The organism is Agrobacterium sp. FDAARGOS_525 (assembly GCF_003938925.1).
GTDB classification, from domain to species: Bacteria; Pseudomonadota; Alphaproteobacteria; order Rhizobiales; family Rhizobiaceae; genus Agrobacterium; species Agrobacterium pusense.
Genome location: NZ_RKIU01000003.1, coordinates 2113857 through 2136402, shown reverse-complemented (window position 1 = coordinate 2136402; position 22546 = coordinate 2113857). Strand labels below are relative to the sequence as shown.

The following is a 22546-nucleotide window of genomic DNA, read 5'->3' as shown; positions in this document are numbered from 1 at the left end:
GCAGGTGCGGCCGTCATGCGGGAACGAGCCGGCTTCGGAAACGAACGCGAGCGGGGAGCGATTCACTGGCAATGATTCGAAAAGCGATTCACCCGCCCTGGTCGATCGCGTGCGGCGGTGGTTGCTGTCCGACCGTGTCATTGCCGGACATGGCGTAAGCGATGACCGCGATGAGGATGGCGGCCGCAAGGATGGAGAGAACAAGGCGCATTGTCAGTTACCTTCCGCTGGAAGAGAGCCGAACAAGGTCGGAGCACGAAAGTTCGCGCATTCACGATATTTGCGGATGATTTGTAGAGTAATATCCAGATATCAGTCAGCGATGCCAGCCCGGCCAATGTCAATGAAGCCCGCTATCTCACCTTTATGAATCAGAAGATTATAAAGCGAGGAATCGCAACGGGTGGCAACCGAATCAGCTGTGAACGTGAACGATAGAGGCGCTGAATTGCCTGCCACACCTGCGCGGCGGCGCAGGCCTGTTCCGACTGGTATGGATCATTCATCAGTCTCCATACGGTCTTGACGCCTACGACAAGCCTCTCCCCCGCCTGCCGAAGGGATGAATCCGTCTTCATTGCACGGAACCGGTCCATGAACTCGATATTGTGGTTTGGGGCTTAAGAAAGGATCAGAGCTTCGACTGCCTGGTGGCGTACGGTGATCGTCATTAAATGGCGGAGAGGATGGGATTCGAACCCACGATACGCTTTTGACGTATACTCCCTTAGCAGGGGAGCGCCTTCGACCACTCGGCCACCTCTCCGGTGCGGCCTGATTATTGCGTAAGAAAAATGATTGCAAGGCTTTTTCGCCAAGAAGCCAAAAAACCTGTTGGCCAAATAAACGCGGGTCAAACTTTACGCCCGGTTGCGGAACTTCTTCAGGGCCCGCACGTTTTCGCCTCGGTAACAAAAGAGGTGTTCTAATGGCTCAGACCAAACTGAATGTTGTCGAAGACACGATCGAAAACCAGATTGCAGAACTGCGTTCGCAGATCGCGTCCCTGTCCAAATCCGTTTCCGCCCGTGCGGAAGGTGTCGGCGAGGATGCATCGGAATTTCTGGATGAGGCGCGCGGCCGCGTTCGCAAGGCGGCGCATAATGTCCGGGCGCAGGGCCAGAATGTCGTGGAAGCCGTGAAGGAAAATCCAGGCACCGCCACTTCCCTGCTGACGATCGTCGGCGCACTCGGTTTTGCGATCGGTTATGCGGTGGGCACAAGCACGCAGCAGAGTTCGTCGAACAGCAGCCTTTATCGCTGGCGCTGATGACGAACGGGCATTAAATCAAGGCAAGGCGGGTTTGCCCGCCTTGCCTTTATGCATTGGTAAAAAAAGCAGGAATGAAGGGGGCGAATATGCGGTTCAGCGACGATCTTGAAGCGGCATTGTCTGATTTTGCAAGGGATCACGGCATCGACAGGGACGAAGCAATCCAGCGCATCGTCCGCTCCGCCCTCATCAATGGCGGTTATCTCGCCTCCGGCGAGGAAGGTATTCCGCCGGAGAAGCTGAACGCCAGTAACGACGATTGATCAATATCCTGATCCGGACGGTGTCACTGCCGGCCCGCCCTTGTAGCGGGCGGAAAGCGCACGCAGCGTATTGGCGAATTCCGTGACATCGGCTCCCACGGCGACGAACGACGCGCCGAGTTCAAGATAACGGCGATTATAGGTTTCATTGAAGGTGAGGATGCCGGCGGCCTTGCCAGCAGCGACAATTTTCACGATCGCCGCTTCGATAACCGCCTGCACCGCCGCTTCGTCAATCCTTCCCAGATAACCCATGTCCGCGGCGAGATCCGCCGGGCCGATGAAGACGCCATCCACGCCGTCCACCGCAAGAATATTGTCGAGATCTTCGATTGCCGCGCGGGTTTCCGCCTGCACCAGCAGGCAGACGCTGGCCGAGGCGCTATCGGCATAATCCGTTATCGTATTAAAAGCGGAAGCACGGGCGACGGCCGCTCCCATGCCGCGAATGCCGCGCGGCGGGTAATGCATGGCGCTGACGAGAGCTTCCGCCTGTGCCGCTGAATCGACCATGGGCACAAGAAGCGTGCGGGCGCCAGCATCCAGGAGCTGCTTGATCATCCAGCTCTCGCCGACAGGCACACGCACCACCGGCTCGGCGGCAGAGGTGGCAAGCGCGCGCAGCTGGTCGATGATGCTGCGCAGGTCGTTCGGCCCGTGCTCACCGTCGATCACCAGCCAGTCGAAGCCAGCCGTTCCGGCGATTTCCGCCGTAATGGCCTCGCCCATGTCGAGCCACAGGCCAATCTGCGGCTTGCCGGCATGAATGGCGGTTTTGAAACGGTTTTCGGCAGCGGGCATGATATCCTCAGGAGAGCAGTAATTTCAGATCGGCGGACGGATCCGCCAGGATTGTGCGGTCGGGTTGGGCGGCTGTATCGAGCAGTTTCTTACCCGCAACATAGGCCTTGGCGTCATTGACGGCATCGACAGCCACGAAGCGGCCATCACGGAAATACCAGATGGACCAGCTGCCGTCCCTTGCGCCGGGCCTCAAAATCGTCTCGTCGTAACCGAGATTGAAGCCGGCGATCTGCAGCTTCACATCGTACTGATCCGACCAGAACCAGGGTTTCGCGTCGTACGGCGCTTCCGTGCCGGCGAGTACGGCGGCGGCCGCCTCAGCCTGATCGACCGCGTTCTGGACCGATTCGATCCTCACCTGCTGGCCGCGCCAGGGCAGAAGCGCGCAATCGCCCACCGCATGAATGGCGGGGTCGGATGTGCGGGTATATTCGTCAACCACGATGCCGTTACCAACATCGAGACCCGATTCGCGGGCAAGCCGGTCGTTCGGTGTCACGCCGATGCCGACGATGACGAAATCCACGTCGATCGTCGAACCATCTGAAAGTTCGGCCGCAGCAACCCGCCCGTCCATACCGACGAGGCGCACGAGGCCGGTTTTTTCGCGGATGGAAACGCCCTGGGCCTGATGAATGCCGCGCATGATATCCGCAGTTTCCTTCGCCGCCACGCGCTGGAGAATACGGTCGGCCATTTCGATCAGCGTCACCTCGAGGCCAAGCTTGCGGGCAACGGCGGCAGCTTCAAGGCCAATATAACCGCCGCCAATGACCAGCAGCCTGCGGCCCGGCTTCATCTCCTCCGTCAAGCGGTCGGCGTCGCGCCTGTCACGGACGGTAAGCACGCCGTCGAGATCGCCACCGATGCTGGCGGGCAGCAGCCGGGGCGCGGCCCCGGTCGCAAGAACCAGCCGGGCATAAGAAAGCGTACTGCCATCCTGCATGCGCACGGTCTTGCCGGCGCGGTCTATCTCCTCCACCCAGGTGGAAAGCCGGATATCGACATTGTTTTCGGCATACCATTCTTCCGGGCGGAACATCAGCCGGTCAAAACTCATCTCGCCGAGGAGGTATTTTTTGGAGAGCGGCGGCCGCTGATAGGGGTAGGCATCTTCCGAGCCTATGATGGTGATGGCACGCTCGTCCTTCAGCACACGGAGCTTCGACGCCAGCGCAAAAGCGGCCTGCCCCGCCCCGACGATTACCAGCCTTCCAGTCACTTTCCACTCCCAGGACAATCACAGCCGGCCGATGACGCCCGAGGCTGCGAAGCGATGTTGCGCGATCAGGCGTAACGCCAAGTACGGCCGGCGTCAACCGCACGAGGCTCCAGCCCTGTACAAGCATGCCCGATTATCAAAACGGGCGCCCGCCTTCTGCAACCAGTCGAGATAATGTGCGTTTTAAACAGGCGAAACACGGGTTGCGTACACAAAGCTGGCCCATGTCGATACGGACTAGAGACAATTGCGGATATTTCCTTCACGCCCTGGCAAGGAAGCCGCGTTAAAATCAGACGGAAGAGGCAATCCGGGAGGTTGTCATGGCTCTACATATGGATATCGGTCAAAACGTCCCGCAGGACGAGATGTATGAGAAATTTCAGATCGACCGGCCCGGCAAGATCACCTTCATAGGGCACCACCTGAGCGCCAAGGACACCATGCGCTGCCTGGTGCGCACCATTTCGCTCTACGGCGCTGAGCTGGATGTTAGTGCCGATCTGGAAATGCCGGTCAACTTCTATCTGGAAATTCTCGGTATCCGCGACGAAATAGGCTGCACGCTGATCCGCCGGGAAGAGGAAAAAGTGACGATCGGCTTCAACATGCTGATCGATGCCGAATTTCTGCACCATGTCCGCCGGCTGAGCTTCGAGACCAGCGTCTGAGCGGCAACCGCGCGTCAGCCCGCTGACCTTTGCGTTGTGCCGTGGCGAACCAAAAATCTGTTGCCAAACACTCATCTAACCCCCGGGCGCGGCTTGCGTCCGGTTTTTTTGTACCTAATGTGAGCCGGGTTTTCAAACACAGGTCCCGGAACTTCTGTCAATGTCCGCTTTTTCACGCCTCACGCCGCTTGCCGCTTCGCTTCCCTCCACCGTTCCCTTCGTCGGCCCGGAGGCCATAGAAAGGAACCGCGGCTTGAAGGTGGAGGCGCGAATCGGTGCAAACGAAAGCGGCTTCGGCCCCGCCCCATCAGTGCTTCTGGCGATGCGCGATGCGGCGGCTGAAACCTGGATGTATAGCGATCCGGAAAATTTCGAGCTGAAGGAAGCGCTTGCCATCCACCACGGGGTTTCGCGCGGCAACATCGCCATAGGCGGCGGAGTGGACGGATTGCTCGGTGAAATCGCCAGGCTGATCGTGGAACCAGGCACGCCTGTTGTCACCTCTTTGGGAGGCTACCCCACCTTCAATTATCACGTGAACGGTTTTGGCGGAAAACTGGTGACCACGCCCTATGTAGACGACCACGAAAACCTCGACGGGCTTCTCGACCTCGTTCACAGGGAAAACGCGCCGCTCGTCTATTTCGCCAATCCGGACAATCCCATGGGAAGCTGGTGGGATGCGAGCGAGGTGGTGGCATTTGCCCGCGCGTTGCCGGAGACCTGCCTGCTCATTCTGGACGAGGCCTATTGCGAAACCGCGCCCGCGAGCGCGGTGCCTGCTATCGACGCGCTGATCGGCCAGCCCAATATCCTGCGCATGCGCACCTTCTCCAAAGCTTACGGGCTCGCCGGCGCCCGCGTGGGTTACGCCATCGGTACGCTTGGCAATGTCGAAGCCTTCGACAAGATCCGCAACCATTTCGGCATGGCGCGTATTTCTATCGCCGGCGCTTTGGCAGCGCTCAAGGACCAGTCCTATCTGCATGAGGTGGTTGGCAAGATTTCCGAGGCACGGGATCGTATTTCCGCTGTCGCCCGCAATAACGGCCTTTCACCGCTGCCCTCCGCTACCAATTTCGTTACCATCGATTGCCACCGCGACGGCGCCTATGCGCGCGCCATCGTTGACGGGCTGATGGACCATGGGGTTTTCATCCGCATGCCGGGCGTGGCCCCGCTTAACCGTTGCATCCGCGTGAGCGTTGGGCCGGGTGACAAGCTCGATCTGTTCGAGCAGGCATTGCCGAAGGTTCTCAAGGCCATCGGGTAAGCTCCCAACCCACCCTCATTCCTGTGTTTGTCACAGGAATGAGGGTTGGAAAGTGCCGCGCGTTACACGCATCGAATCAACATCCTCCCGCAAGCCCCTGCGCGAGAATCATTTTCCGGCGAAGACACATTACCGAACATAAGAAAACCGCGCCGGCCTTGTTCCTGCCGGTCGCGGTTCGATGTGTCAGCGCAAAAGCTTCGTTTCGGAGCCCTCGCCGCGTTCCCCTTCGGGTTTTACTTTCGTTTGGGCCGGTCGTCGGGACTGGAGGGAACCGGACCGGCAATCTCACGGGTCGCGGAGATGGATCAGTGCATCGTCATCCAGTCGCGGGCGGCGCGAAGGGCTTCGGCCAGTTCCGCCTTCGTCATGTTGCGGGCGAGATCCGCACGGAGAGAAGCCGCTCTTTCCGATCCGCGGATCGCGGCGATGTTAAGCCATTTGTGGGCCGCGATCAGATCCACCTTGCAGCCCCGGCCGGTCGCATAGACCAGGCCGAGATTGCAAAGGGTGTCGGCGCGGGTTTCGCCACCGGCAGCCATTTCGATATCACTGATGTCAAAGCGTGCCATTGTTTTAATCCCTGTCGTTCTACCTGTTTTCATCGTGCGCCTTCTTGCCGAGGCGTCTTCCGGACTGCCGTCTTTTGCGGCTTTTTTGTCCTTCCGTCCGGCAGGTTTTCCCTGCGCTTTTGATGAGTTCACTATGCCACGAGGCTTTCAACGCTCGCTTAAAAGGCATGATTAATGTGCCGCAAACAAACTGCAAACGATTGGTAAAATTGGGTTTTTGTTAAATATCATTGCCTGCGGAAATTAAGGACTTTCCGGTGAATTTTACGAAAGCTTTACAATTGGATTTAAACCCTTCCTTCACCACGATAAGAACCGCGATTTTCGAAACTGCTCTCCTTCGCCCTCCCCGCACACGCCGACGCTACACTGGCACCGCAAATTTCTGTTTCCTTTTACGTGAACGTCAAATACTATCCGCCCTGCCTGTCACGAGGATGAAACGGGCATGGAATGGCGCGGTGGGAGGAGCAATCGTTGCACCGCACGGCGGCCGCCGGCCAGAGATGGTGGAGGCATGCTGAAGGGAGTTTGATCTGCGCATCGCGTCCTTGGCCACTACGGCCTGGGAAAAGCCTGCGCGAATTTCGGGAGGAATTTCATGAAGCTTATGATGACGATTGCCGCTGCCCTGTTGATGAGCGGCAATATTGCCTTTGCCGCCGAGGCGATCGAAGGCAACTGGAAGACGGCCAGCGGCGAAACCGCCGTGATCGGCCCCTGCGGCGGCGCTTTCTGCGTAACGCTGAAGACCGGCAAGCATGCCGGAAAACAGATCGGCAAGCTTTCGGGAAAGGGAAACAGCTACTCGGGTGAGATCACCGATCCCGCCAATGACAAGACCTATAGCGGCTCCGGCACCGTTTCGGGGAATTCGCTGAGCATGAAGGGTTGCGTACTGAAGGTCCTGTGCAAATCGCAGACCTGGACACGGCTGTAATACAGGGAACGGCAGGCGGGCTTTTGTCCCCCAGCCTGCCGTCTCGCGACGCAGAGCGCGGTGGCTGCCAGGAATCGCGCGCAGGCTGCGAACAGACGTCGCATGGAAACCATATATCCGTTTATTATCGCTGCATCCGATGCCAATGAGAGCAACGATATGCGCCCCACCCTTTCGACAATTCTGATCGCGGGCACCTCGCATGTCGGCAAAAGCACGCTGGCCGGCCTGCTCAGCGAAAGGCTGCGTTGCGAGGCGATATCGACCGACAGTCTCGCCCGCCATCCGGGGAGGCCATGGGCGGGTATTCCGGTGCCGGTTGAGGAATATTACGCACAGCTGTCGGCGGATACGATCCACTGGTTTCTCAAGGTCCATCACCAGAACATCTGGCCGCTGATCCGCGCGATGATTGACAGAAGATCCGGCACAGGGACTACGACGATCTTCGAGGGCGCCGCCCTGCGACCGGAGTTCATATCGCCTCTCCTCGACAGCACGGTGGCGGGCGTATTTCTTCATGCCGACAATGATTTTCTTCTCGAAAGAATGCGCTCTGAAGCACGCTACCAAGATGCAACGGCGAAGAGGCAGCGGATCATGGACGCCTTCATCGAACGCTCGCTACGTGAGAACACCGAGATGCTGGCATCCGCGCAGGAACACCGGGTGCCGATTGTCGACGTGACCCAAGGTGAAGAATTGGAGAAACTGCTAACTGATCTTGCGCCAGGCGCGGACATCCCTCTGTCCTGAAGCTGGGCATGCGCACCACTGCGGCATCAATCCGCCATGTCACCGCCCGTTAACATCCCTGAACACCATATGAACCGGGGCCTCAGGGTCCGTTCAGTCCGACTATGGCAAAACTCTGTCCATCAACTCCGATAAAGGGGAATGGACATGACAAAGCTGATCAGCCGACTGGCAATCTTCGCGTTTCTCATGGCGATCTTCGCCATGTCCTTCGCCTCGCTCGTCGTTAATCCGAACCGCAGTTTCCAGCGCGTGAATGCCGGTGCGGCAATCGCCTGCCAGCACGGCCCGGCGCCCGCCGCCAATTGCCCCGTCGTATTGTGAGGACCTGCCAATGACAACCAGTTTTTCCAACGGCCTATTCTCCGCACTGCGGCTTATGCTGATGGCCTCGATCTTTCTCGGCCCGGTGGCCGGACTTGCGGTTTACAAGGCCGATCCCCGCCCCGCCTCCAAAGGCGCCGGCTTCGTGCTGCTGATGAGCCTGCAGCGCGGCGCGCTCGGCTGAGTTCTGCCGCGCCAGCATTGTCCGGCTGCATTTTCGCGTTTCTTTTCAGTTTCTTCGTATTTCTGTCGCTTGCCTGTCGAAATTGGCCTCTTATAATGGGCCATGACAATAGCAAAACCAACGATTCCGCCCCTCACCTTCATCAGTCCAGAGCCTTTCGCGCCGCAGACATTCACGGACCCGAAAGAAGCTGTTGCGGCTTTGAGCGCGCTCTACGAACGCAACACGGCGTTCCTGATCAATTCCTTCACAGACCTTGCCAAGGGCGCGCCGATTGCCGGGCGTTACCGCGCCTGCTACCCGCAGGTCAGCCTCGAGACCGCCACTTTCGGCCATGTCGATTCCCGCCTTTCCTATGGCCACGTGACCGCGCCCGGCGTCTATACGACAACCATCACACGGCCTGAGCTTTTCCGCCACTATCTCAAGGAACAGCTGGGGCTTCTTATGAAGAACCACGGCGTTCCGGTCACGGTGTCGGAATCGGCTACGCCCATTCCGCTGCATTTCGCTTTCGGCGAAGGCGCGTATGTCGAGGCGGCGGCGGCTTCGTCGCTGTCAGACGTGCCACTGCGTGATCTCTTCGATACGCCCGATCTCAACAACACCGACGATCTCATCGCCAATGGCGAATATGATCAGGTGCCGGGCGAGCCGGCGCCGCTTGCGCCCTTTACGGCGCAGCGCATCGATTATTCGCTGGCGCGCCTCAGCCATTATACGGCGACGAGCGCCAGCCATTTCCAGAACTTCGTGCTGTTCACCAACTACCAGTTCTATATCGACGAATTCGCTGCCTGGGCGAGGCAGATGATGAAGAATGGCGGCGAGGGTTACACGGCCTTTGTGGAGCCGGGCAACATCATCACCCATGCGGGTTCCGACAAGCCCGAGACGGACGCGGTGCTGGCCCGACTGCCGCAGATGCCGGCCTATCACCTGAAGAAAAAAGGTCATGCCGGCATTACGCTCGTCAATATCGGCGTCGGCCCCTCCAACGCCAAGACGATCACCGATCACATCGCCGTGCTGCGCCCGCATGCGTGGCTGATGGTCGGCCACTGCGCCGGCCTGCGCAACAGCCAACGGCTGGGCGACTATGTTCTGGCCCACGCCTATGTGCGCGAGGACCACGTGCTTGACGACGACCTGCCGGTCTGGGTACCCATCCCGGCGCTTGCCGAAGTGCAGCTCGCGCTGGAAGGTGCAGTCGCCGAAGTCACGGGTTACGAGGGCTTCGAACTGAAGCGCATCATGCGCACCGGCACCGTCGCTACCATCGACAACCGCAACTGGGAGCTCCGTGATCAGGCCGGTCCCGTCAAGCGCCTGTCGCAGTCCCGCGCCATCGCGCTTGACATGGAATCCGCTACCATAGCGGCCAACGGCTTCCGCTTCCGCGTGCCCTACGGCACTCTGCTGTGCGTTTCCGACAAGCCACTGCATGGCGAATTGAAGCTGCCAGGCATGGCGACGGAATTTTACCGCACCCAGGTCGCCCAGCATCTGCAGATCGGCATCCGCGCCGTGCAGAAGCTTGCCGCCATGCCGACGGAAACGCTGCACTCGCGCAAGCTCAGAAGCTTCTACGAGACGGCGTTCCAGTAAAAAGAGATATCGCAGAAGCATGCCTTGGCGTATGATTTTGAAAATCGATACACCAAGGATTATCCATGCGTACGAATATTGATCTTGATGACGCCTTGATCGCCGAAGCGATGGAAATTACCGGCCTTTCGACAAAAAAGGCGACGGTGGAGAAGGCGTTGCGCGATCTTGTAGAGAATCTCGGACGACGCAAAGCGCTGGAAGAACTGAGAGGCATCGGCTGGAGTGGTAACCTGGACGATGTGCGCCGTAGCTGGAGCGTGGACGACATCGAAGCGCAAGACGCCGCGGAATGATAGTCGTCGATACTTCTGTCTGGATTGACTGGTTTCAGAATAAATCCACCCGCCAAGGTAGGATGCTAAATGATATCGGCGATCTGACCGACGTCATCATCGGCGACATTATTCTCCTCGAAATCCTGCAGGGCGAACGCAACGACGATCGGGCGGCGGCGATACATGACCGGTTAAAGCGCTTCGGTTTTGTCTCGATGCTCACGCCAGAACTTGCCGTGAAATCCGCCGCTAACTATCGGAAACTTCGAAGCGTTGGGAAAACCGTGCGTAAAACTCCCGACCTCATCATCGGCACCTACTGTATTGAGCACGGCCATAAGCTGCTGCAAAACGACCGAGACTTTCAGCCGATGGCCGATCATCTCGGTCTGCAACTGGCATGAGTCTCAAACCACCTTCACGGTCCCCTCCACCCGCACCGGAAAATTCACCGACCGCGCGATGAAGCACTTGTCGTGCGCGTCATGGTGCAGCGCATCCGCCCGGGCGGGATCACCCTTCGAGATGGTGATGACCGGTTTCAGCACCACTTCGCTGAACTGCCCGGCGCCATCCTTTTCCATGACGAGCGTGCCTTCGGCATCGTCGACATAGTCTTCGACGATGATGCCGTTGACCGAGCAGAAATGCAGGTACCAGAGCTTGTGGCAGGCCGAGAGCGAAGCGACCAGCAGGTCTTCAGGGTTCCAGCGGGCGGGATCGCCACGGAAGGCCGGATCGGACGAGCCGGCTATATCAGCCTTTCCCTCGGTGGAAATCGTGTAGTCGCGTTCGTAGTCGCGATAGCCCGACGTGCCCTTGCCACGATTACCCGTCCACGTCACCTTCACGGCGTAATGGTGTTCCTGTCCTGCCATTTCAGTCCTCCCTTGGCATCTATTTTCGCATTCTTTAACGGAAAACCGGTGTCCACTTTCCCTAGAAATGCTCGCGCGTATCACGCAGGTGGTCGAGCCCCTTGCGCAACGTCTCTATGATCTCATCCACTTCCGAACGGCTGATGGTCAGCGCCGGCGAAGCCAGCATTCGGTCGCCCGTTGCGCGCATGACGAGGCCGTTTGCAAGGCAATGATTGCGCACCGTTATACCAACATCGTCCGGCTTGCCGAAGCGTCTGCGGGTCGCCTTGTCCACCGTGATCTGCAGTCCACCCATCAAGCCGACATTGACGGCTTCGCCCACCAGTTCGTGGTCCTCAAGGCTTTTCCAGCCCTCGGAAAAATAAGGGCCGATATCGTCGCGCACCCGCTCCACCAGACCCTCCGCTTCGATGATGCGGAGATTTTCCAGCGCGGCGGCGGCGCAGACGGGATGTCCGGAATAGGTGAAGCCGTGGTTGAAATCACCGACCTCGGACAACATCACTTCTGCCACCCGATCTGACACGACCACGCCGCCAATCGGCAGATAACCCGAGGACAGGCCCTTGGCTATGGGGGCAAAGTCCGGCTCCACGCCGAAATACTGGTAGCCGAACCAGGAGCCCAGGCGACCGAAACCGCAGATCACCTCATCGGAGACGAGCAGAATATTGCGCGCTTTGCAGATACGGGCGATTTCCGGCCAGTAGGTCTCCGGCGGGACAATGACGCCACCGGCTCCCTGAATCGGTTCGGCCACGAAAGCAGCAACGTTTTCCTCGCCCAATTCGTCGATTTTCTCATTGAGTTCGCGAGCCACCTTCAGGCCGAATTCGGCCGGAGAAAGATCGCCACCCTCGGCATACCAATAGGGCTGGCCAATATGGGCGACGCCATCGATGGGCAGGCTGCCCTGCTCGTGCATCCACTTCATGCCACCCAGCGAGGCCCCGGCCACCGTCGAGCCGTGGTAGCCGTTGCGGCGGGCGATAACCTTCGTCTTCGCGGGATGGCCGAGGGCCTTCCAGTAGACCCGCGCCATGCGGAACCAGGTATCGGTGGCTTCCGAGCCGGAATTGGTGAAGAACACGTGGTTCATGCCAGGCCCGGCGTGCGAAGCGATCTTCTGCGCCAGCAGCGTCGCGGGCGGCGTGGTGGTGCCGAAAAACGCGTTGTAATAGGGGAGCTCGTTCATCTGACGCCGTACCACATCGGCGATCTCGCGGCGTCCGTAACCGATATTCACACACCAGAGGCCGGCGAAGGCGTCGAGATATTTCCTGCCGGTGCCGTCGTAGATGAACACCCCTTCCGCGCGCTCGATGATGCGGGTGCCGGCGGCGTTGAGCTTGCCCATGTCTGAAAAGGGATGGAGATGATGGGCGGCATCGATGGCAGCAAGGTTGGAGAGGGGGTTGGAGATTTCATTCATGACAGATCGCACTCCCATAGAAGCGACAGCGCGCACGCCATCGCACCCGCCGACCATGGCCGGGCGGCTTCGATTTGGCAAGACTGGAGGTTTTCAGGGGCTAGGGAGGATACGGCATCGCCGCCTGTTTTTCTCCCCGCCGGCAGAAGAACAGGCGGCGATGGCCTAATTCACAGTCGGTTTGCGCTAAGCGAAGAACGCCCGCCCCACCAGCACCTTCAACTCGCCGGCGTGCACTTCCAGTGCCACGTCGCGTTCCATCGGCAGCAGCTCGCCATCGATGACGCAGCGGACATCATGGCGTTTCTTGGGAAAATGCAGCTCCACATCCGTCACGGTCATGGCTGTCACGGCGGCATTCTGCTTGAACTTGCCGCGCAGAATATCCAGGGCGAGTCTGGCGACACCGGACGGGCGTAACGGATCGGTGAGATAAAAACCCAGATGGCCGCCGGAGACGTTATCCGCCACCAGCAGCGAATTCTGGCCGAATTCATTGTTGGAGACGGAAATGGCCGATACCTTTCGATGCTGCGTCCGGCCATCAACGGTGTATTCCACCTCGAAGACAGGCGGGTTGAGGATGACGCTGATGGCGGCGCGGATGCTCGCCTTGATCTTGCCGAGACGGGAGGCAAAGGCGAGATTGTTTCGATAGCGCACCATGCGCGAATGCAGGCCCGCGGAAAACTGGTGGACAAAGAGGCGGCCATTGGCGCTGGCGATGTCGACACTGGCAATCTCGCCATTCGCCAGCGTTTCCAGCGCCTGACGAATGTCGAGCGGCAGCTTCAGCGAGCGGGCGAAGAGGTTCATGGTGCCGGCCGGCACGATGCCGAGCGCGATGCCCTGTTTCCAGGCAATGCCGGCAGCCGCCGAAATGGTGCCATCTCCGCCGCCGGCAATGATGCCTTCAATGCCCGGCTCCTCGGCGGCGCGTTCCATTTCCTCGACGACGTCCTTTCCGGAGACGAGACGGCAATCGATCACGTGTCCGGCGCGGGTGAAGACCTCGCGGGCATGATCACAATAGGCTTCCATGTCGGTGGTGCGAAATGTGCCGCCGTCACGATTGAAAATTGCAATGAGCTTCATGTTTCCAACCCGGTCCCGTAACATTCGCAGCCGCGCGTAAATGCCTGGCCTTATATAGAGTTCCGAACACCATCGCGTGAAGATCGTCTTTTGCCGAGAATCGCTCTACCGCAACGCATCATTTCATGTTAGAGGTCACTTAAGGTCATTTTCATGACCGCGCATCTCCAGTCAGGGCAGACCGCTCCCATACGGTCTTGCCCTTTTTTCTGTGGGCCCTTCCCGCTTTCAGGTCACGATGAGCCATTCGAACATCTCCGAAGCCCGCCCTGGCGGGGAGAATGAAACCGTTTACACGGCTGCGCCTGCCGTGGTCCTCTCCCCACTTGCCATTGCGCTTATAGAGCTGGCGCTGGCTGCCGGCGGTTTTGGCATCGGTACCGGCGAATTCGCCATCATGGGCCTTTTGCCCGACGTCGCCTCGACCTATGGCGTCACGGTGCCGGAAGCGGGTTATGTCATCACCGCCTATGCGCTGGGCGTCGTCATTGGCGCGCCGATCATCGCGGTTCTCGCCGCGCGTATCACGCGCCGCACATTGCTTCTCAGTCTGATGGGACTTTTTGCGGCTGGAAACATCCTGAGCGCCGTTGCGCCGGATTTTGTGAGCTTCACCATTCTCCGCTTCATCACCGGCCTGCCACATGGGGCCTATTTTGGCGTTGCGGCGCTCGTGGCGGCCTCGATGGCGCCAATCCACAAGCGCGCCCGCGCCGTTGGCCGCGTCATGCTCGGCCTCACCATCGCCACCCTGCTCGGCACTCCGCTCGCCACCTTCTTCGGCCAGCTGCTGTCCTGGCGCGCGGCTTTCATGCTTGTCGGCGGCATCGCACTTCTGACGGTGGCCCTGCTTTGGCTGTTCCAGCCGCGTGACAGGGTGGAAGAAGGCGCCAGCGTATGGCGCGAACTCGGCGCCTTCCGCCGCGTACAGGTATGGCTGACGCTCGCCATTGCCGCCGTCGGCTTTGGAGGCATGTTCTCGGTCTTCAGCTATATCGCGAAGACCACGACTGACGTGGCGATGATGCCGGTTTCCACGGTCTCCATGGTGCTGGCGCTGTTCGGCATCGGCATGAATGTCGGTAATGTCGTCGGCTCACGGCTCGCCGATATCTCGCTCAACGGCACGATTGGCGGCATGCTGGCCTTCAATGTGCTTGTCATGGCTGTCTTCGGCATGACGGCGCAGGATCCCTTCATGCTCTGCCTTTGCGTCTTCCTGATCGGCTGCGGTTTTGCCGCCTGCCCGGCCGTACAGACGCGGCTGATGGATGTGGCGCAGGATGCGCAGACGCTGGCTGCCGCCTCGAACCATTCCGCCTTCAACATCGCCAATGCGCTTGGCGCCTGGCTCGGCGGCCTCGTCATCGCCATGGGCTTCGGTTACGCCTCGACGGGTTATGTGGGCGCCGTTCTTTCCCTTCTCGGGCTTGGCGTTTTTCTTGTTTCCGTCACCGTAGAGCGGCGTCAAAAGGCGGCTTGACCCGGCCCTTTCGAAGCTTACGGAAAATTCACAATCGGGCGCTTGACTCTTTCCGGTTTCAGGCGCAACACGGCCTTACGCGCATGCCTTGGGCACGGCGCGGATTTCAACGGAGCATCATTAGATGTCTAGCGACAGTAGCAGTCGATTGCCTTTGCCGAGACCGGCGAACGTGAACTGATCCGACCGCTGTCGGCTCACCACCGCGTTCGCCGTGATCGGCGAATCGACGGAAAGGTGAGCAATCATGAACTTCCACAACCTCTCCCAGAGGGCCAGCAAGGCCGCACGCCTTCTTCGTAGCGGAAATGCCGGCTCCACCACCATTGCCGAACGCGTCGAGCACCTCAACACGCTGGATGTCGGCGCCGCCGCAGCCGCCCTTCTCGCCATGCCGCAGGCAAAGGCCGTCGCCATTCTCGACCGGCCGGAACTGCATGGTGCCGCCGCGATCATAGCCGATATTCCGGTCGAACAGGCCGCGCGCCTCGTCAACCTGATGTCGGACGACCGCGTGGCCGACGTCATGGCGGAAATGGCCGAAGAACCGCGTGCCAAGCTGTTTGCCCGGCTGGACCGCACCACGGCGCTCTCCATCAAGCACCTGATGGGTTACCCGCCGCGCACGGCCGGCTCGATCATGACCACGGAATTCGTTAGCGTGCCGGACAACTGGACGGTGGAACAGACCCTTTCGCACATCCGCGTCGTCGAGCGGTCGCGTGAAACGGTCTATGCCATCTATGTGCTGGCCGAGGACGGGACGCTAACCACCGTCGTGACGCTGCGCCGCCTTTTGACCGGCGAAGCGGGCGCCTCCATTCTTTCGGTCGCATCCAAGGAAGGCATTGTCTGTGCGAGCCCCCTGATGTCACAGGAGGATGTCGCGCGGCTGATCCGCAAGCACGACCTTCTGGCGCTGCCCGTAGTGGATGACCGCTCGCATATTCTCGGCATCGTCACCGTTGACGACGTGATCGACACCATGATCGCCGATACCACGGAAGACGCCCACAAGTTCGGTGGTATGGAGGCGCTGGGCAAGCCCTACATGACGATCGGCTTTCCGGACATGATCCGCAAGCGCGCCGGCTGGCTCGCAGCACTGTTCCTCGGCGAAATGCTGACGGCCAGCGCCATGCAGCATTTCGAAGGCGAGCTGGAAAAGGCCGTGGTGCTGACGCTGTTCATACCGCTCATCATGTCTTCGGGCGGCAACTCCGGTTCGCAGGCCACTTCGCTCATCATCCGGGCGCTGGCGCTGGGCGAACTGAAGCTTTCCGACTGGTGGCGGGTGCTGCTTCGGGAAATCCCGACGGGCCTGACGCTCGGCTGCATTCTGGGCGCCATCGGCTTCCTGCGGCTCACGGTCTGGCAGCAGGCTGGCTTCTACGACTACGGTGAGCACTGGCTGCTCGTTGGTGCCACGGTTTTTGCGGCCCTCGTCGGTATCGTCACTTTCGGTTCGCTCGCCGGCTCCATGCTGCCCTTCGTGCTGCAACGTCTGCGGCTTGATCCCGCCAGCGCTTCGGCCCCCTTCGTCGCCACGCTGGTGGATGTCAGCGGGCTCGTCATCTATTTCTCGGTGGCGCTGGTGATCTTGAGCGGTACATTGCTCTAAACACAAAGGCCCGTTCGAAAGAGCGGGCCTTCTACATTTCGCGGCACGTCATAATCTCTCCTCCGTCATGCCGGACTTGATCCGGCATCCAGCCACGGCGCGTCTGCACCGTGAGAAGAGTCTTTTGCGATCAATGACTTGATCGCGCTGGACCCCGGATCTAGTCCGGGGTGACGGCGTGCGGATGATGCAACTCTGCCAAAAGCATGGTTCCTGGAAAGCCCCTCACCCACCCGCGTTAATCACGCCCGTTCCCAGCAGCCCCAAAAGAATGACGCCGATGACCACGCGGTACCAGACGAAGGGCATGTAGCTTTTGGTCGAAACCAGCTTAAGGAAAACGACGATAACGGCGTAACCGACGATGAAGGCGATCAGGGTCGCGAGGCCTGTCGGGCCCCAGCCCACCGGATTGTCTTCGCCGATGCTTTTGAACAGCTGGTAGAAACCGGAGCCGAAGACGGCGGGTACGGCGAGCAGGAAGGAATAACGGGCCGCCGCCTCGCGGGTATAACCCAGAAGCAGGCCGGCGCTGATGGTGCCGCCGGAACGCGAAACGCCGGGGATGAGCGCCATGGCCTGCGCGAAACCGAAGAGGATACCATCACGCCAGATCAGCTGGTTGAGCTTGTAGCGCTTTTTCCCGATCCTGTCGGCGACGCCAAGAACGATACCGAACACGATCAGCATCACGGCAGTAATGTAGAGGTTTCGGAGCGAATGCTCGATGGCGTCCTTGAAGAGAAGGCCAAGCAGCACTATGGGCACGGAGCCGACGATGATCAGCCAGCCGAGACGTGCATCGGCCTTGTCATAGGGGCCGAGACGAAGGTTTTGCCGGAGCCAGGCGGCAGCGATCCGCATGATGTCGGACCAGAAATAGACCAGCACGGCCATTTCCGTGCCGATCTGGGTAATGGCGGTGAAGGCAGCGCCGGGGTCGGCGCCGGAGGGCAGGAACTCCCCGGCGATCCTCAGATGCGCGCTCGACGAAATTGGGAGAAACTCCGTAAGTCCTTGCAAAAGACCGAGAAATCCGGCCTCCATCCAACCCATGCTCATGTGCTTTGATGTCCCTGCTGCGAATCGAGATCGCAGCATTATGCATCAATCGGGGCAAATCCGTGTTGCATCGCACCATGAAAAATGATGTCCCGGCACGCGCTCTTACCCGTGATTTCTTTCAGGCCGCCTTCTCCGCCACCTGCGGAAGCTGCGTGTATTTCGCGCCGTTTTTGCAGACGACGTGCGCATCGCCCCAGCTTTTCAGCGCCGAAATCACCGGCCGCATCGTCTCGCCAAGCGGTGTCAACGCATAATCCACGCGCGGCGGCACGACGGGGAAAACGGTCCGCGAAATCAAACCCGCCTCCTCCAGTTCCCGCAGCTGCTTGGTCAGCATGCGCTGGGTGACACTTGGAATATGGCGGCGCAGTTCGTTGAAGCGCAGGGTCCCCTCATTGATGAGGTGATAGAGGATCACGCCTTTCCATTTGCCATCGAGAAAACTCAGGGCCGATTCCACCGGGCAGCCGGGAAAGTTGCCGGTGAGCTTGGCGCGTGGTCGCGACATCACAGTATCCTTTTTGTATGTATCATCACAAAATGTGCATTCTTGCGATCGTTGTTCATATGTATCAAGTAAGAGGCACGCAAACAAGCAAAGGAGACTTTTCATGCGCGCCATCGGTTACAGGACGAGCCAGCCCATCACTGCCAAGGATGCCCTCATCGACATCGATCTGCCACAGCCGGAAGCGAAGGGACACGACATTCTGGTGGAGGTGAAAGCCGTTTCGGTAAATCCCGTCGATACCAAGGTACGTCGGAACCAGTCGCCGGAAAACGGCGAGGCCCGTGTGCTCGGCTTCGATGCAGCGGGTGTGGTGAAGGCCGTTGGCGACAAGGTTTCGCTGTTCAAACCGGGTGATGAGGTGTTTTACGCCGGCGTCATCAACCGTCCCGGCTCCAACAGCGAATTCCATCTGGTCGACGAGCGCATCGCCGGTGCCAAGCCGAAGTCCCTGAATTTCGAGGAAGCCGCCGCGCTGCCGCTGACCGCCATCACCGCGTATGAGACCCTATTCGACCGGTTGCGGGTGAATGAGCCGGTTCCGGGTGCAGCCAGCGCCGTTCTCGTCATCGGCGGCGCGGGCGGCGTCGGTTCCATCGCCGTTCAGCTTCTGCGGGCGCTGACCGACCTCACCGTGATCGCGACTGCCTCGCGGCCGGAAACGATCGAATGGGTAAAGGAACTCGGCGCGCATCACGTCGTGGATCACAGCAAGCCCATCGCGCCGCAGGTGGAGGCGCTTGGCCTCGGTGCGCCGGGCTTCGTCTTCTCCACCACCCACAGCGACATCCACGCGGCCGACAGCGTGGCGACCATCGCACCGCAGGGCCGTTTCGCCCTGATCGACGATCCGGCTGGCGGTTTCGACATCATGGCGTTCAAGCGCAAATGCATATCCATCCATTGGGAAATGATGTTCGCCCGCGCCGTTTTCCAGACGCCTGACATGATCGAGCAGCACAAGCTGCTCAACCACGTGGCCGAGCTTGTCGATGCCGGCAAGATCAAGACGACGCTGACCGAGGTTTTCGGCACCATCAATGCCGCAAATCTTATCAAGGCGCATGCACTGATCGAGAGCAACAAGGCCAAGGGCAAGATCGTGCTTTCAGGCTTCTGATCGCCGATGAAGCTTTCGCATCGCGAACGCTTCCCTTCCGCTTACGGAGAGGTTCGGGCCGCGCAAAACCGCGCGGCCTTTTATCACTCGTCGTCGGGATCTTCCGGGCACGGCCAGGAGGCGGGCGCCGTCAGGCCATTCGGCAGTTTGGTCTTGGCGTCGCCGCAGGCGATGTCGATCTGTTTCTGGTCAAGGCCGGTGGCCGTGGAAAGATCGACCCCCTCAATCCGAGTCAGCAGCAGGAAGGCGCTGGTGAAATCGACCGGGCCACCCAGCTTCGCGCCACCGAACCGGGCCCGCGACAGGTTGGTGAGCGAGAATTTCGAGCCGTTCAGCGTTGCGCCCTCGAAATCGGCGCGGCCGAGTTCAGCCTTGGTGAAATCCGTGCCGTCCAGCTTGGTGTTTTCGAATTTGGTTCGCTGCATTTCGGCATTCACGAATTTCGCGTTGGTGGCGTCGGCGGCGGAAAAATCGCTTCGATAGGCTTCCACCTTCGTCAGATTTGCGCCCTGAAGGTTCGCCTCGCCAAGGGCAGCGCGGATGAGCTTGGCCTTCTCAAGGTTAGCGCCCTTCAGCGACGAACCGCGCAGATCCGTATAAGTGAAATCCGTACCGTAGAGCATCGCCGAGTCGAGATTGCTGCCGCCCAGCATCAGGAGGCGCTTGTTGCATTCGCGCCAGTCTATGCCGGCCATGGCATCGGAACGACAGCTCGCGGCAGCCACCGGATTGCCAGTGAAAGAAAAGGCAGCCATCGCAAGCGCCGCGACGCTGCCAGCCAAGCCTGTCTTCCGCACGATATTCAGCCTTTGAAAGCCGGACATTCCTTCACTCCCTGCCGTCTGGCGACGGCACCTAGGACCATATGCACGTTCAAGGCGTTATCGCATTCACTGCCCGCGATCCACAGGCCACATGATGCTACAACGCCCCAACATCCTATATGTAAGAAATCGAAGAGCAATCCACAAATACTGACGGGAAAGAGGGCAATGGCGCTGCTCTGGTGCCGTGGCAGACACAATGAACCAGGCGGACCGACGAACTGCATGACCGCGACGAGCTTTCGCCGACGGAAACAGCGCTCCGCAGAGTATCCGTCCACCTATCGTAAAATCACCCGTTGCAGATGCTCGGGACAAGCCCGAGCATCATGAGGCAGGATCGCTTCACCGTCACATGTTGGCGTAAACCGGCCCCTCGCCGCCCTGCGGCGGCACCCAATTGATGTTCTGGTTCGGATCCTTGATGTCGCAGGTCTTGCAGTGCACGCAGTTCTGGGCGTTGATGACGTAGACTTCCTGGCCGTCCTTCTCCACCCACTCATAAACGCCGGCTGGACAATAACGCGTGGAGGGACCGGCAAAGACGTCGTGTTCGGAGCGCTTCTGCAGCTCCATGTCCTTCACCTGAAGATGGACCGGCTGGTCCTCTTCATGGTTGGTGGACGACAGGAAGACGGAGGACAGGCGGTCGAAGGTCAGAACGCCATCCGGCTTCGGATAGGCGATCGGCTTGTGTTTGGAGGCGGGCTCCAGGCTCTGCGCATCCGTCTTGCCGTGCTTCAGCGTGCCGAAGAAAGAGAAACCGAACAGCTGGTTCGTCCACATGTCGAGACCGCCGAGGCCGACGCCGATGAGCGTGCCGAACTTCGACCAGAGCGGCTTGACGTTGCGGACCCGCTTCAGGTCCTTTCCGATATCGCCTTCGCGCCATTCGGCCTCGATCTCGGTAACCTCGTCATGGGCGCGGCCGGCGGAAATCGCCGCGGCGATCTTTTCCGCCGCGAGCATGCCCGAGAGAACCGCATTATGGCTTCCCTTGATGCGTGGCACGTTGACGAAGCCGGCGGAACAGCCGATCAGCGCGCCGCCCGGGAAGGTGAGCTTCGGCACTGACTGGTAACCACCTTCCGTGATGGCGCGCGCGCCATAGGAAATGCGCTTGCCGCCCTCGAACGTATCGCGGATCGCCGGATGCGTCTTGAACCGCTGGAATTCCTCGAAGGGATAGAGATAGGGGTTCTTGTAATTGAGATGCACCACGAAACCGACGGCAACGAGGTTATCTTCCAGGTGATACAGGAAAGAGCCACCGCCGGTCTTGAAGCCGAGCGGCCAGCCGAAGGAGTGCTGCACGAGGCCCTGCTTGTGCTTCTCCGGCTTGACCTGCCAGAGCTCCTTGATGCCGATGCCGAATTTCTGCGGCTCGCGATCTTTGGACAGGTCGAATCTGGAAATCAGCTGCTTGGCGAGCGATCCGCGCACGCCCTCGCCGATCAACACGTATTTACCGTGCAGTTCCATGCCACGGGTGAAGTTCGGGCCCGGCTCGCCATTCTTCTCGATGCCCATATCGCCGGTGGCAACGCCGATGACAGCGCCTTCGTCGTTATAAAGCACTTCCGTGGCGGCAAAGCCCGGATAGATCTCGACGCCGAGCCCTTCCGCCTTTTCCGCCAGCCAGCGACAGACGAGGCCAAGCGAGACGATGTAATTGCCATGATTGTTCATCAATGGCGGCATCATGGCGTTCGGCAGGCGGATGGAGCCCGCCGGCCCCAGGAACAGGAACTGGTCGTCCTTGACCTCGGTCTTGAAGGGATGCCCCTCCTCGTCGCGCCATCCCGGCAGCAGCCTGTCGATGCCGATGGGGTCGACCACGGCGCCGGAGAGGATGTGGGCACCGACTTCCGCGCCCTTTTCCAGCACGACGACCGAGAGCTCCGGCTCCACCTGCTTCAGCCGGATTGCGGCGGCAAGACCGGCCGGACCCGCACCGACGATCACAACGTCGAATTCCATCGCTTCGCGTTCGGGCAGTTCCATCGCTTCCGTCATTTCCATCCTCTCAGATCGCCGGTCCCATCCGGCTGTTGTTATCGTCTTTTCCACACCTGCGACGCACCGCCTGCGCCGGACAAAAAGTCCATCCGCGACACCGTATCCATCAGCATCCGTCTTTGCAAAGCGGCACGCCTTTGTCGAGCTTCTATAGCGGCAAAACATGTCGCACGCCAGTCAATTGTCAGACAACCTGATGATTGTTTATTACTTTTACGTTCACGTAATAATGAGGATATGATCGACGGGGGAATGCGTCAAGGGTTGCCGGCATTGGGCAGGCATAGCCAGCCTATAATCAGGCGGCCAAAAGCGATTGATGGGCGGGCC

General features: G+C 59.8%; 25 protein-coding genes and 1 tRNA gene. 14 read left to right on the top strand and 12 right to left on the bottom strand.

Annotation, left to right across the window (positions count from 1 at the left end):
* Positions 1–88: 88 nt before the first annotated feature.
* Positions 89–211 carry a hypothetical protein gene (locus EGT36_RS31005; protein ID WP_257784219.1) on the bottom strand — a complete coding sequence of 41 codons (123 nt, stop codon included), beginning with the start codon at positions 209–211 and terminating at the stop codon, positions 89–91.
* Between the two features lie 464 nt (positions 212–675).
* A tRNA-Ser gene (locus EGT36_RS11825) sits at positions 676–766 on the bottom strand.
* 162 nt (positions 767–928) lie between these two features.
* On the opposite strand from EGT36_RS11825, the gene EGT36_RS11820 reads away from it, so the two are divergent.
* Both EGT36_RS11820 and EGT36_RS30500 read left to right on the top strand, forming a co-directional pair.
* The gene (locus tag EGT36_RS11820; protein WP_004440887.1) at positions 929–1270 is read left to right on the top strand and encodes a hypothetical protein; all 342 of its coding nucleotides are present in this window, start codon (positions 929–931) and stop codon (positions 1268–1270) included.
* A gap of 89 nt (positions 1271–1359) precedes the next feature.
* Positions 1360–1536, top strand: a complete 177-nt coding sequence (locus EGT36_RS30500; protein WP_004440886.1) for a hypothetical protein — start codon at positions 1360–1362, stop codon at positions 1534–1536.
* Here the strand turns inward: EGT36_RS30500 and EGT36_RS11815 are convergent, their stop codons facing one another.
* Together EGT36_RS11815 and EGT36_RS11810 are read right to left on the bottom strand one after the other, a co-directional pair.
* The gene (locus EGT36_RS11815) at positions 1537–2337 is read right to left on the bottom strand and encodes an aldolase/citrate lyase family protein (protein ID WP_004440883.1); all 801 of its coding nucleotides are present in this window, start codon (positions 2335–2337) and stop codon (positions 1537–1539) included.
* A 7-nt stretch (positions 2338–2344) separates the two neighbouring features.
* The gene (locus EGT36_RS11810) at positions 2345–3562 is read right to left on the bottom strand and encodes an NAD(P)/FAD-dependent oxidoreductase (protein WP_037091488.1); all 1218 of its coding nucleotides are present in this window, start codon (positions 3560–3562) and stop codon (positions 2345–2347) included.
* A gap of 323 nt (positions 3563–3885) precedes the next feature.
* Between EGT36_RS11810 and EGT36_RS11805 the strand changes: the two genes are divergently transcribed.
* The gene (locus tag EGT36_RS11805; RefSeq protein ID WP_004440878.1) at positions 3886–4233 is read left to right on the top strand and encodes a hypothetical protein; all 348 of its coding nucleotides are present in this window, start codon (positions 3886–3888) and stop codon (positions 4231–4233) included.
* A 160-nt stretch (positions 4234–4393) separates the two neighbouring features.
* Positions 4394–5506 carry a pyridoxal phosphate-dependent aminotransferase gene (locus tag EGT36_RS11800; RefSeq protein WP_004440875.1) on the top strand — a complete coding sequence of 371 codons (1113 nt, stop codon included), beginning with the start codon at positions 4394–4396 and terminating at the stop codon, positions 5504–5506.
* A 308-nt stretch (positions 5507–5814) separates the two neighbouring features.
* On the opposite strand, the gene EGT36_RS11795 is transcribed toward EGT36_RS11800, so the two are convergent.
* Positions 5815–6078, bottom strand: coding sequence for an SEL1-like repeat protein (locus EGT36_RS11795; RefSeq protein ID WP_004440874.1), 264 nt, complete (start codon positions 6076–6078; stop codon positions 5815–5817).
* A gap of 601 nt (positions 6079–6679) precedes the next feature.
* Here EGT36_RS11795 and EGT36_RS11790 point away from each other — a divergent pair.
* The 7 genes from EGT36_RS11790 to vapC all read left to right on the top strand — a co-directional run bounded on the left by EGT36_RS11790 (position 6680) and on the right by vapC (position 10572).
* Positions 6680–7018, top strand: a complete 339-nt coding sequence (locus tag EGT36_RS11790) for a DUF2147 domain-containing protein (RefSeq protein ID WP_004440872.1) — start codon at positions 6680–6682, stop codon at positions 7016–7018.
* A 159-nt stretch (positions 7019–7177) separates the two neighbouring features.
* Entirely contained in the window at positions 7178–7774 is a 597-nt protein-coding gene (locus EGT36_RS11785; RefSeq protein WP_037091714.1) for an AAA family ATPase, read from the top strand.
* 141 nt (positions 7775–7915) lie between these two features.
* A complete protein-coding gene (locus EGT36_RS30495) occupies positions 7916–8098 on the top strand; it encodes a hypothetical protein (RefSeq protein WP_035210174.1) in 183 nt (60 codons plus the stop codon).
* Positions 8099–8108: 10 nt separating this feature from the next.
* Positions 8109–8282, top strand: a complete 174-nt coding sequence (locus EGT36_RS30490) for a hypothetical protein (RefSeq protein ID WP_004440867.1) — start codon at positions 8109–8111, stop codon at positions 8280–8282.
* A gap of 102 nt (positions 8283–8384) precedes the next feature.
* Positions 8385–9890, top strand: coding sequence for an AMP nucleosidase (gene amn, locus EGT36_RS11775; protein ID WP_004440865.1), 1506 nt, complete (start codon positions 8385–8387; stop codon positions 9888–9890).
* A gap of 65 nt (positions 9891–9955) precedes the next feature.
* The gene (locus EGT36_RS11770) at positions 9956–10186 is read left to right on the top strand and encodes a type II toxin-antitoxin system VapB family antitoxin (RefSeq protein WP_004440864.1); all 231 of its coding nucleotides are present in this window, start codon (positions 9956–9958) and stop codon (positions 10184–10186) included.
* Positions 10183–10572 (top strand): type II toxin-antitoxin system VapC family toxin, encoded by a 390-nt coding sequence (gene vapC, locus EGT36_RS11765; protein ID WP_004440862.1) that lies wholly within the window; start codon positions 10183–10185, stop codon positions 10570–10572. The genes EGT36_RS11770 and vapC overlap by 4 nt, the downstream gene beginning before the upstream one ends.
* Positions 10573–10575: 3 nt before the next feature.
* Here the strand turns inward: vapC and EGT36_RS11760 are convergent, their stop codons facing one another.
* The 3 genes from EGT36_RS11760 to EGT36_RS11750 form a co-directional block, all read right to left on the bottom strand.
* Positions 10576–11046: an OsmC family protein gene (locus tag EGT36_RS11760; protein ID WP_004440860.1), complete on the bottom strand. Its 471-nt coding sequence runs from the start codon at positions 11044–11046 to the stop codon at positions 10576–10578.
* A gap of 61 nt (positions 11047–11107) precedes the next feature.
* Entirely contained in the window at positions 11108–12481 is a 1374-nt protein-coding gene (locus EGT36_RS11755) for an aspartate aminotransferase family protein (RefSeq protein WP_172965643.1), read from the bottom strand.
* Positions 12482–12667: 186 nt separating this feature from the next.
* The gene (locus EGT36_RS11750) at positions 12668–13576 is read right to left on the bottom strand and encodes a diacylglycerol/lipid kinase family protein (protein WP_037091492.1); all 909 of its coding nucleotides are present in this window, start codon (positions 13574–13576) and stop codon (positions 12668–12670) included.
* Between the two features lie 238 nt (positions 13577–13814).
* Here EGT36_RS11750 and EGT36_RS11745 point away from each other — a divergent pair, with 238 nt between their 5' ends.
* Both EGT36_RS11745 and mgtE read left to right on the top strand, forming a co-directional pair.
* Positions 13815–15059, top strand: coding sequence for an MFS transporter (locus EGT36_RS11745; RefSeq protein WP_037091495.1), 1245 nt, complete (start codon positions 13815–13817; stop codon positions 15057–15059).
* Between the two features lie 247 nt (positions 15060–15306).
* The gene (gene mgtE, locus EGT36_RS11740) at positions 15307–16680 is read left to right on the top strand and encodes a magnesium transporter (protein ID WP_004440855.1); all 1374 of its coding nucleotides are present in this window, start codon (positions 15307–15309) and stop codon (positions 16678–16680) included.
* A 225-nt stretch (positions 16681–16905) separates the two neighbouring features.
* Here the strand turns inward: mgtE and EGT36_RS11735 are convergent, their stop codons facing one another.
* The gene (locus EGT36_RS11735) at positions 16906–17742 is read right to left on the bottom strand and encodes an undecaprenyl-diphosphate phosphatase (RefSeq protein WP_022555883.1); all 837 of its coding nucleotides are present in this window, start codon (positions 17740–17742) and stop codon (positions 16906–16908) included.
* 121 nt (positions 17743–17863) lie between these two features.
* A complete protein-coding gene (locus EGT36_RS11730) occupies positions 17864–18253 on the bottom strand; it encodes a winged helix-turn-helix transcriptional regulator (protein ID WP_004440851.1) in 390 nt (129 codons plus the stop codon).
* Between the two features lie 103 nt (positions 18254–18356).
* Here EGT36_RS11730 and EGT36_RS11725 point away from each other — a divergent pair, with 103 nt between their 5' ends.
* Positions 18357–19373, top strand: coding sequence for a zinc-binding alcohol dehydrogenase family protein (locus tag EGT36_RS11725; RefSeq protein WP_037091498.1), 1017 nt, complete (start codon positions 18357–18359; stop codon positions 19371–19373).
* An 83-nt stretch (positions 19374–19456) separates the two neighbouring features.
* Here the strand turns inward: EGT36_RS11725 and EGT36_RS11720 are convergent, their stop codons facing one another.
* Together EGT36_RS11720 and EGT36_RS11715 are read right to left on the bottom strand one after the other, a co-directional pair.
* Positions 19457–20197, bottom strand: a complete 741-nt coding sequence (locus tag EGT36_RS11720) for a pentapeptide repeat-containing protein (protein WP_004440847.1) — start codon at positions 20195–20197, stop codon at positions 19457–19459.
* A gap of 351 nt (positions 20198–20548) precedes the next feature.
* Positions 20549–22213, bottom strand: a complete 1665-nt coding sequence (locus tag EGT36_RS11715) for an electron transfer flavoprotein-ubiquinone oxidoreductase (RefSeq protein WP_006699372.1) — start codon at positions 22211–22213, stop codon at positions 20549–20551.
* Positions 22214–22546 lie beyond the last annotated feature (333 nt).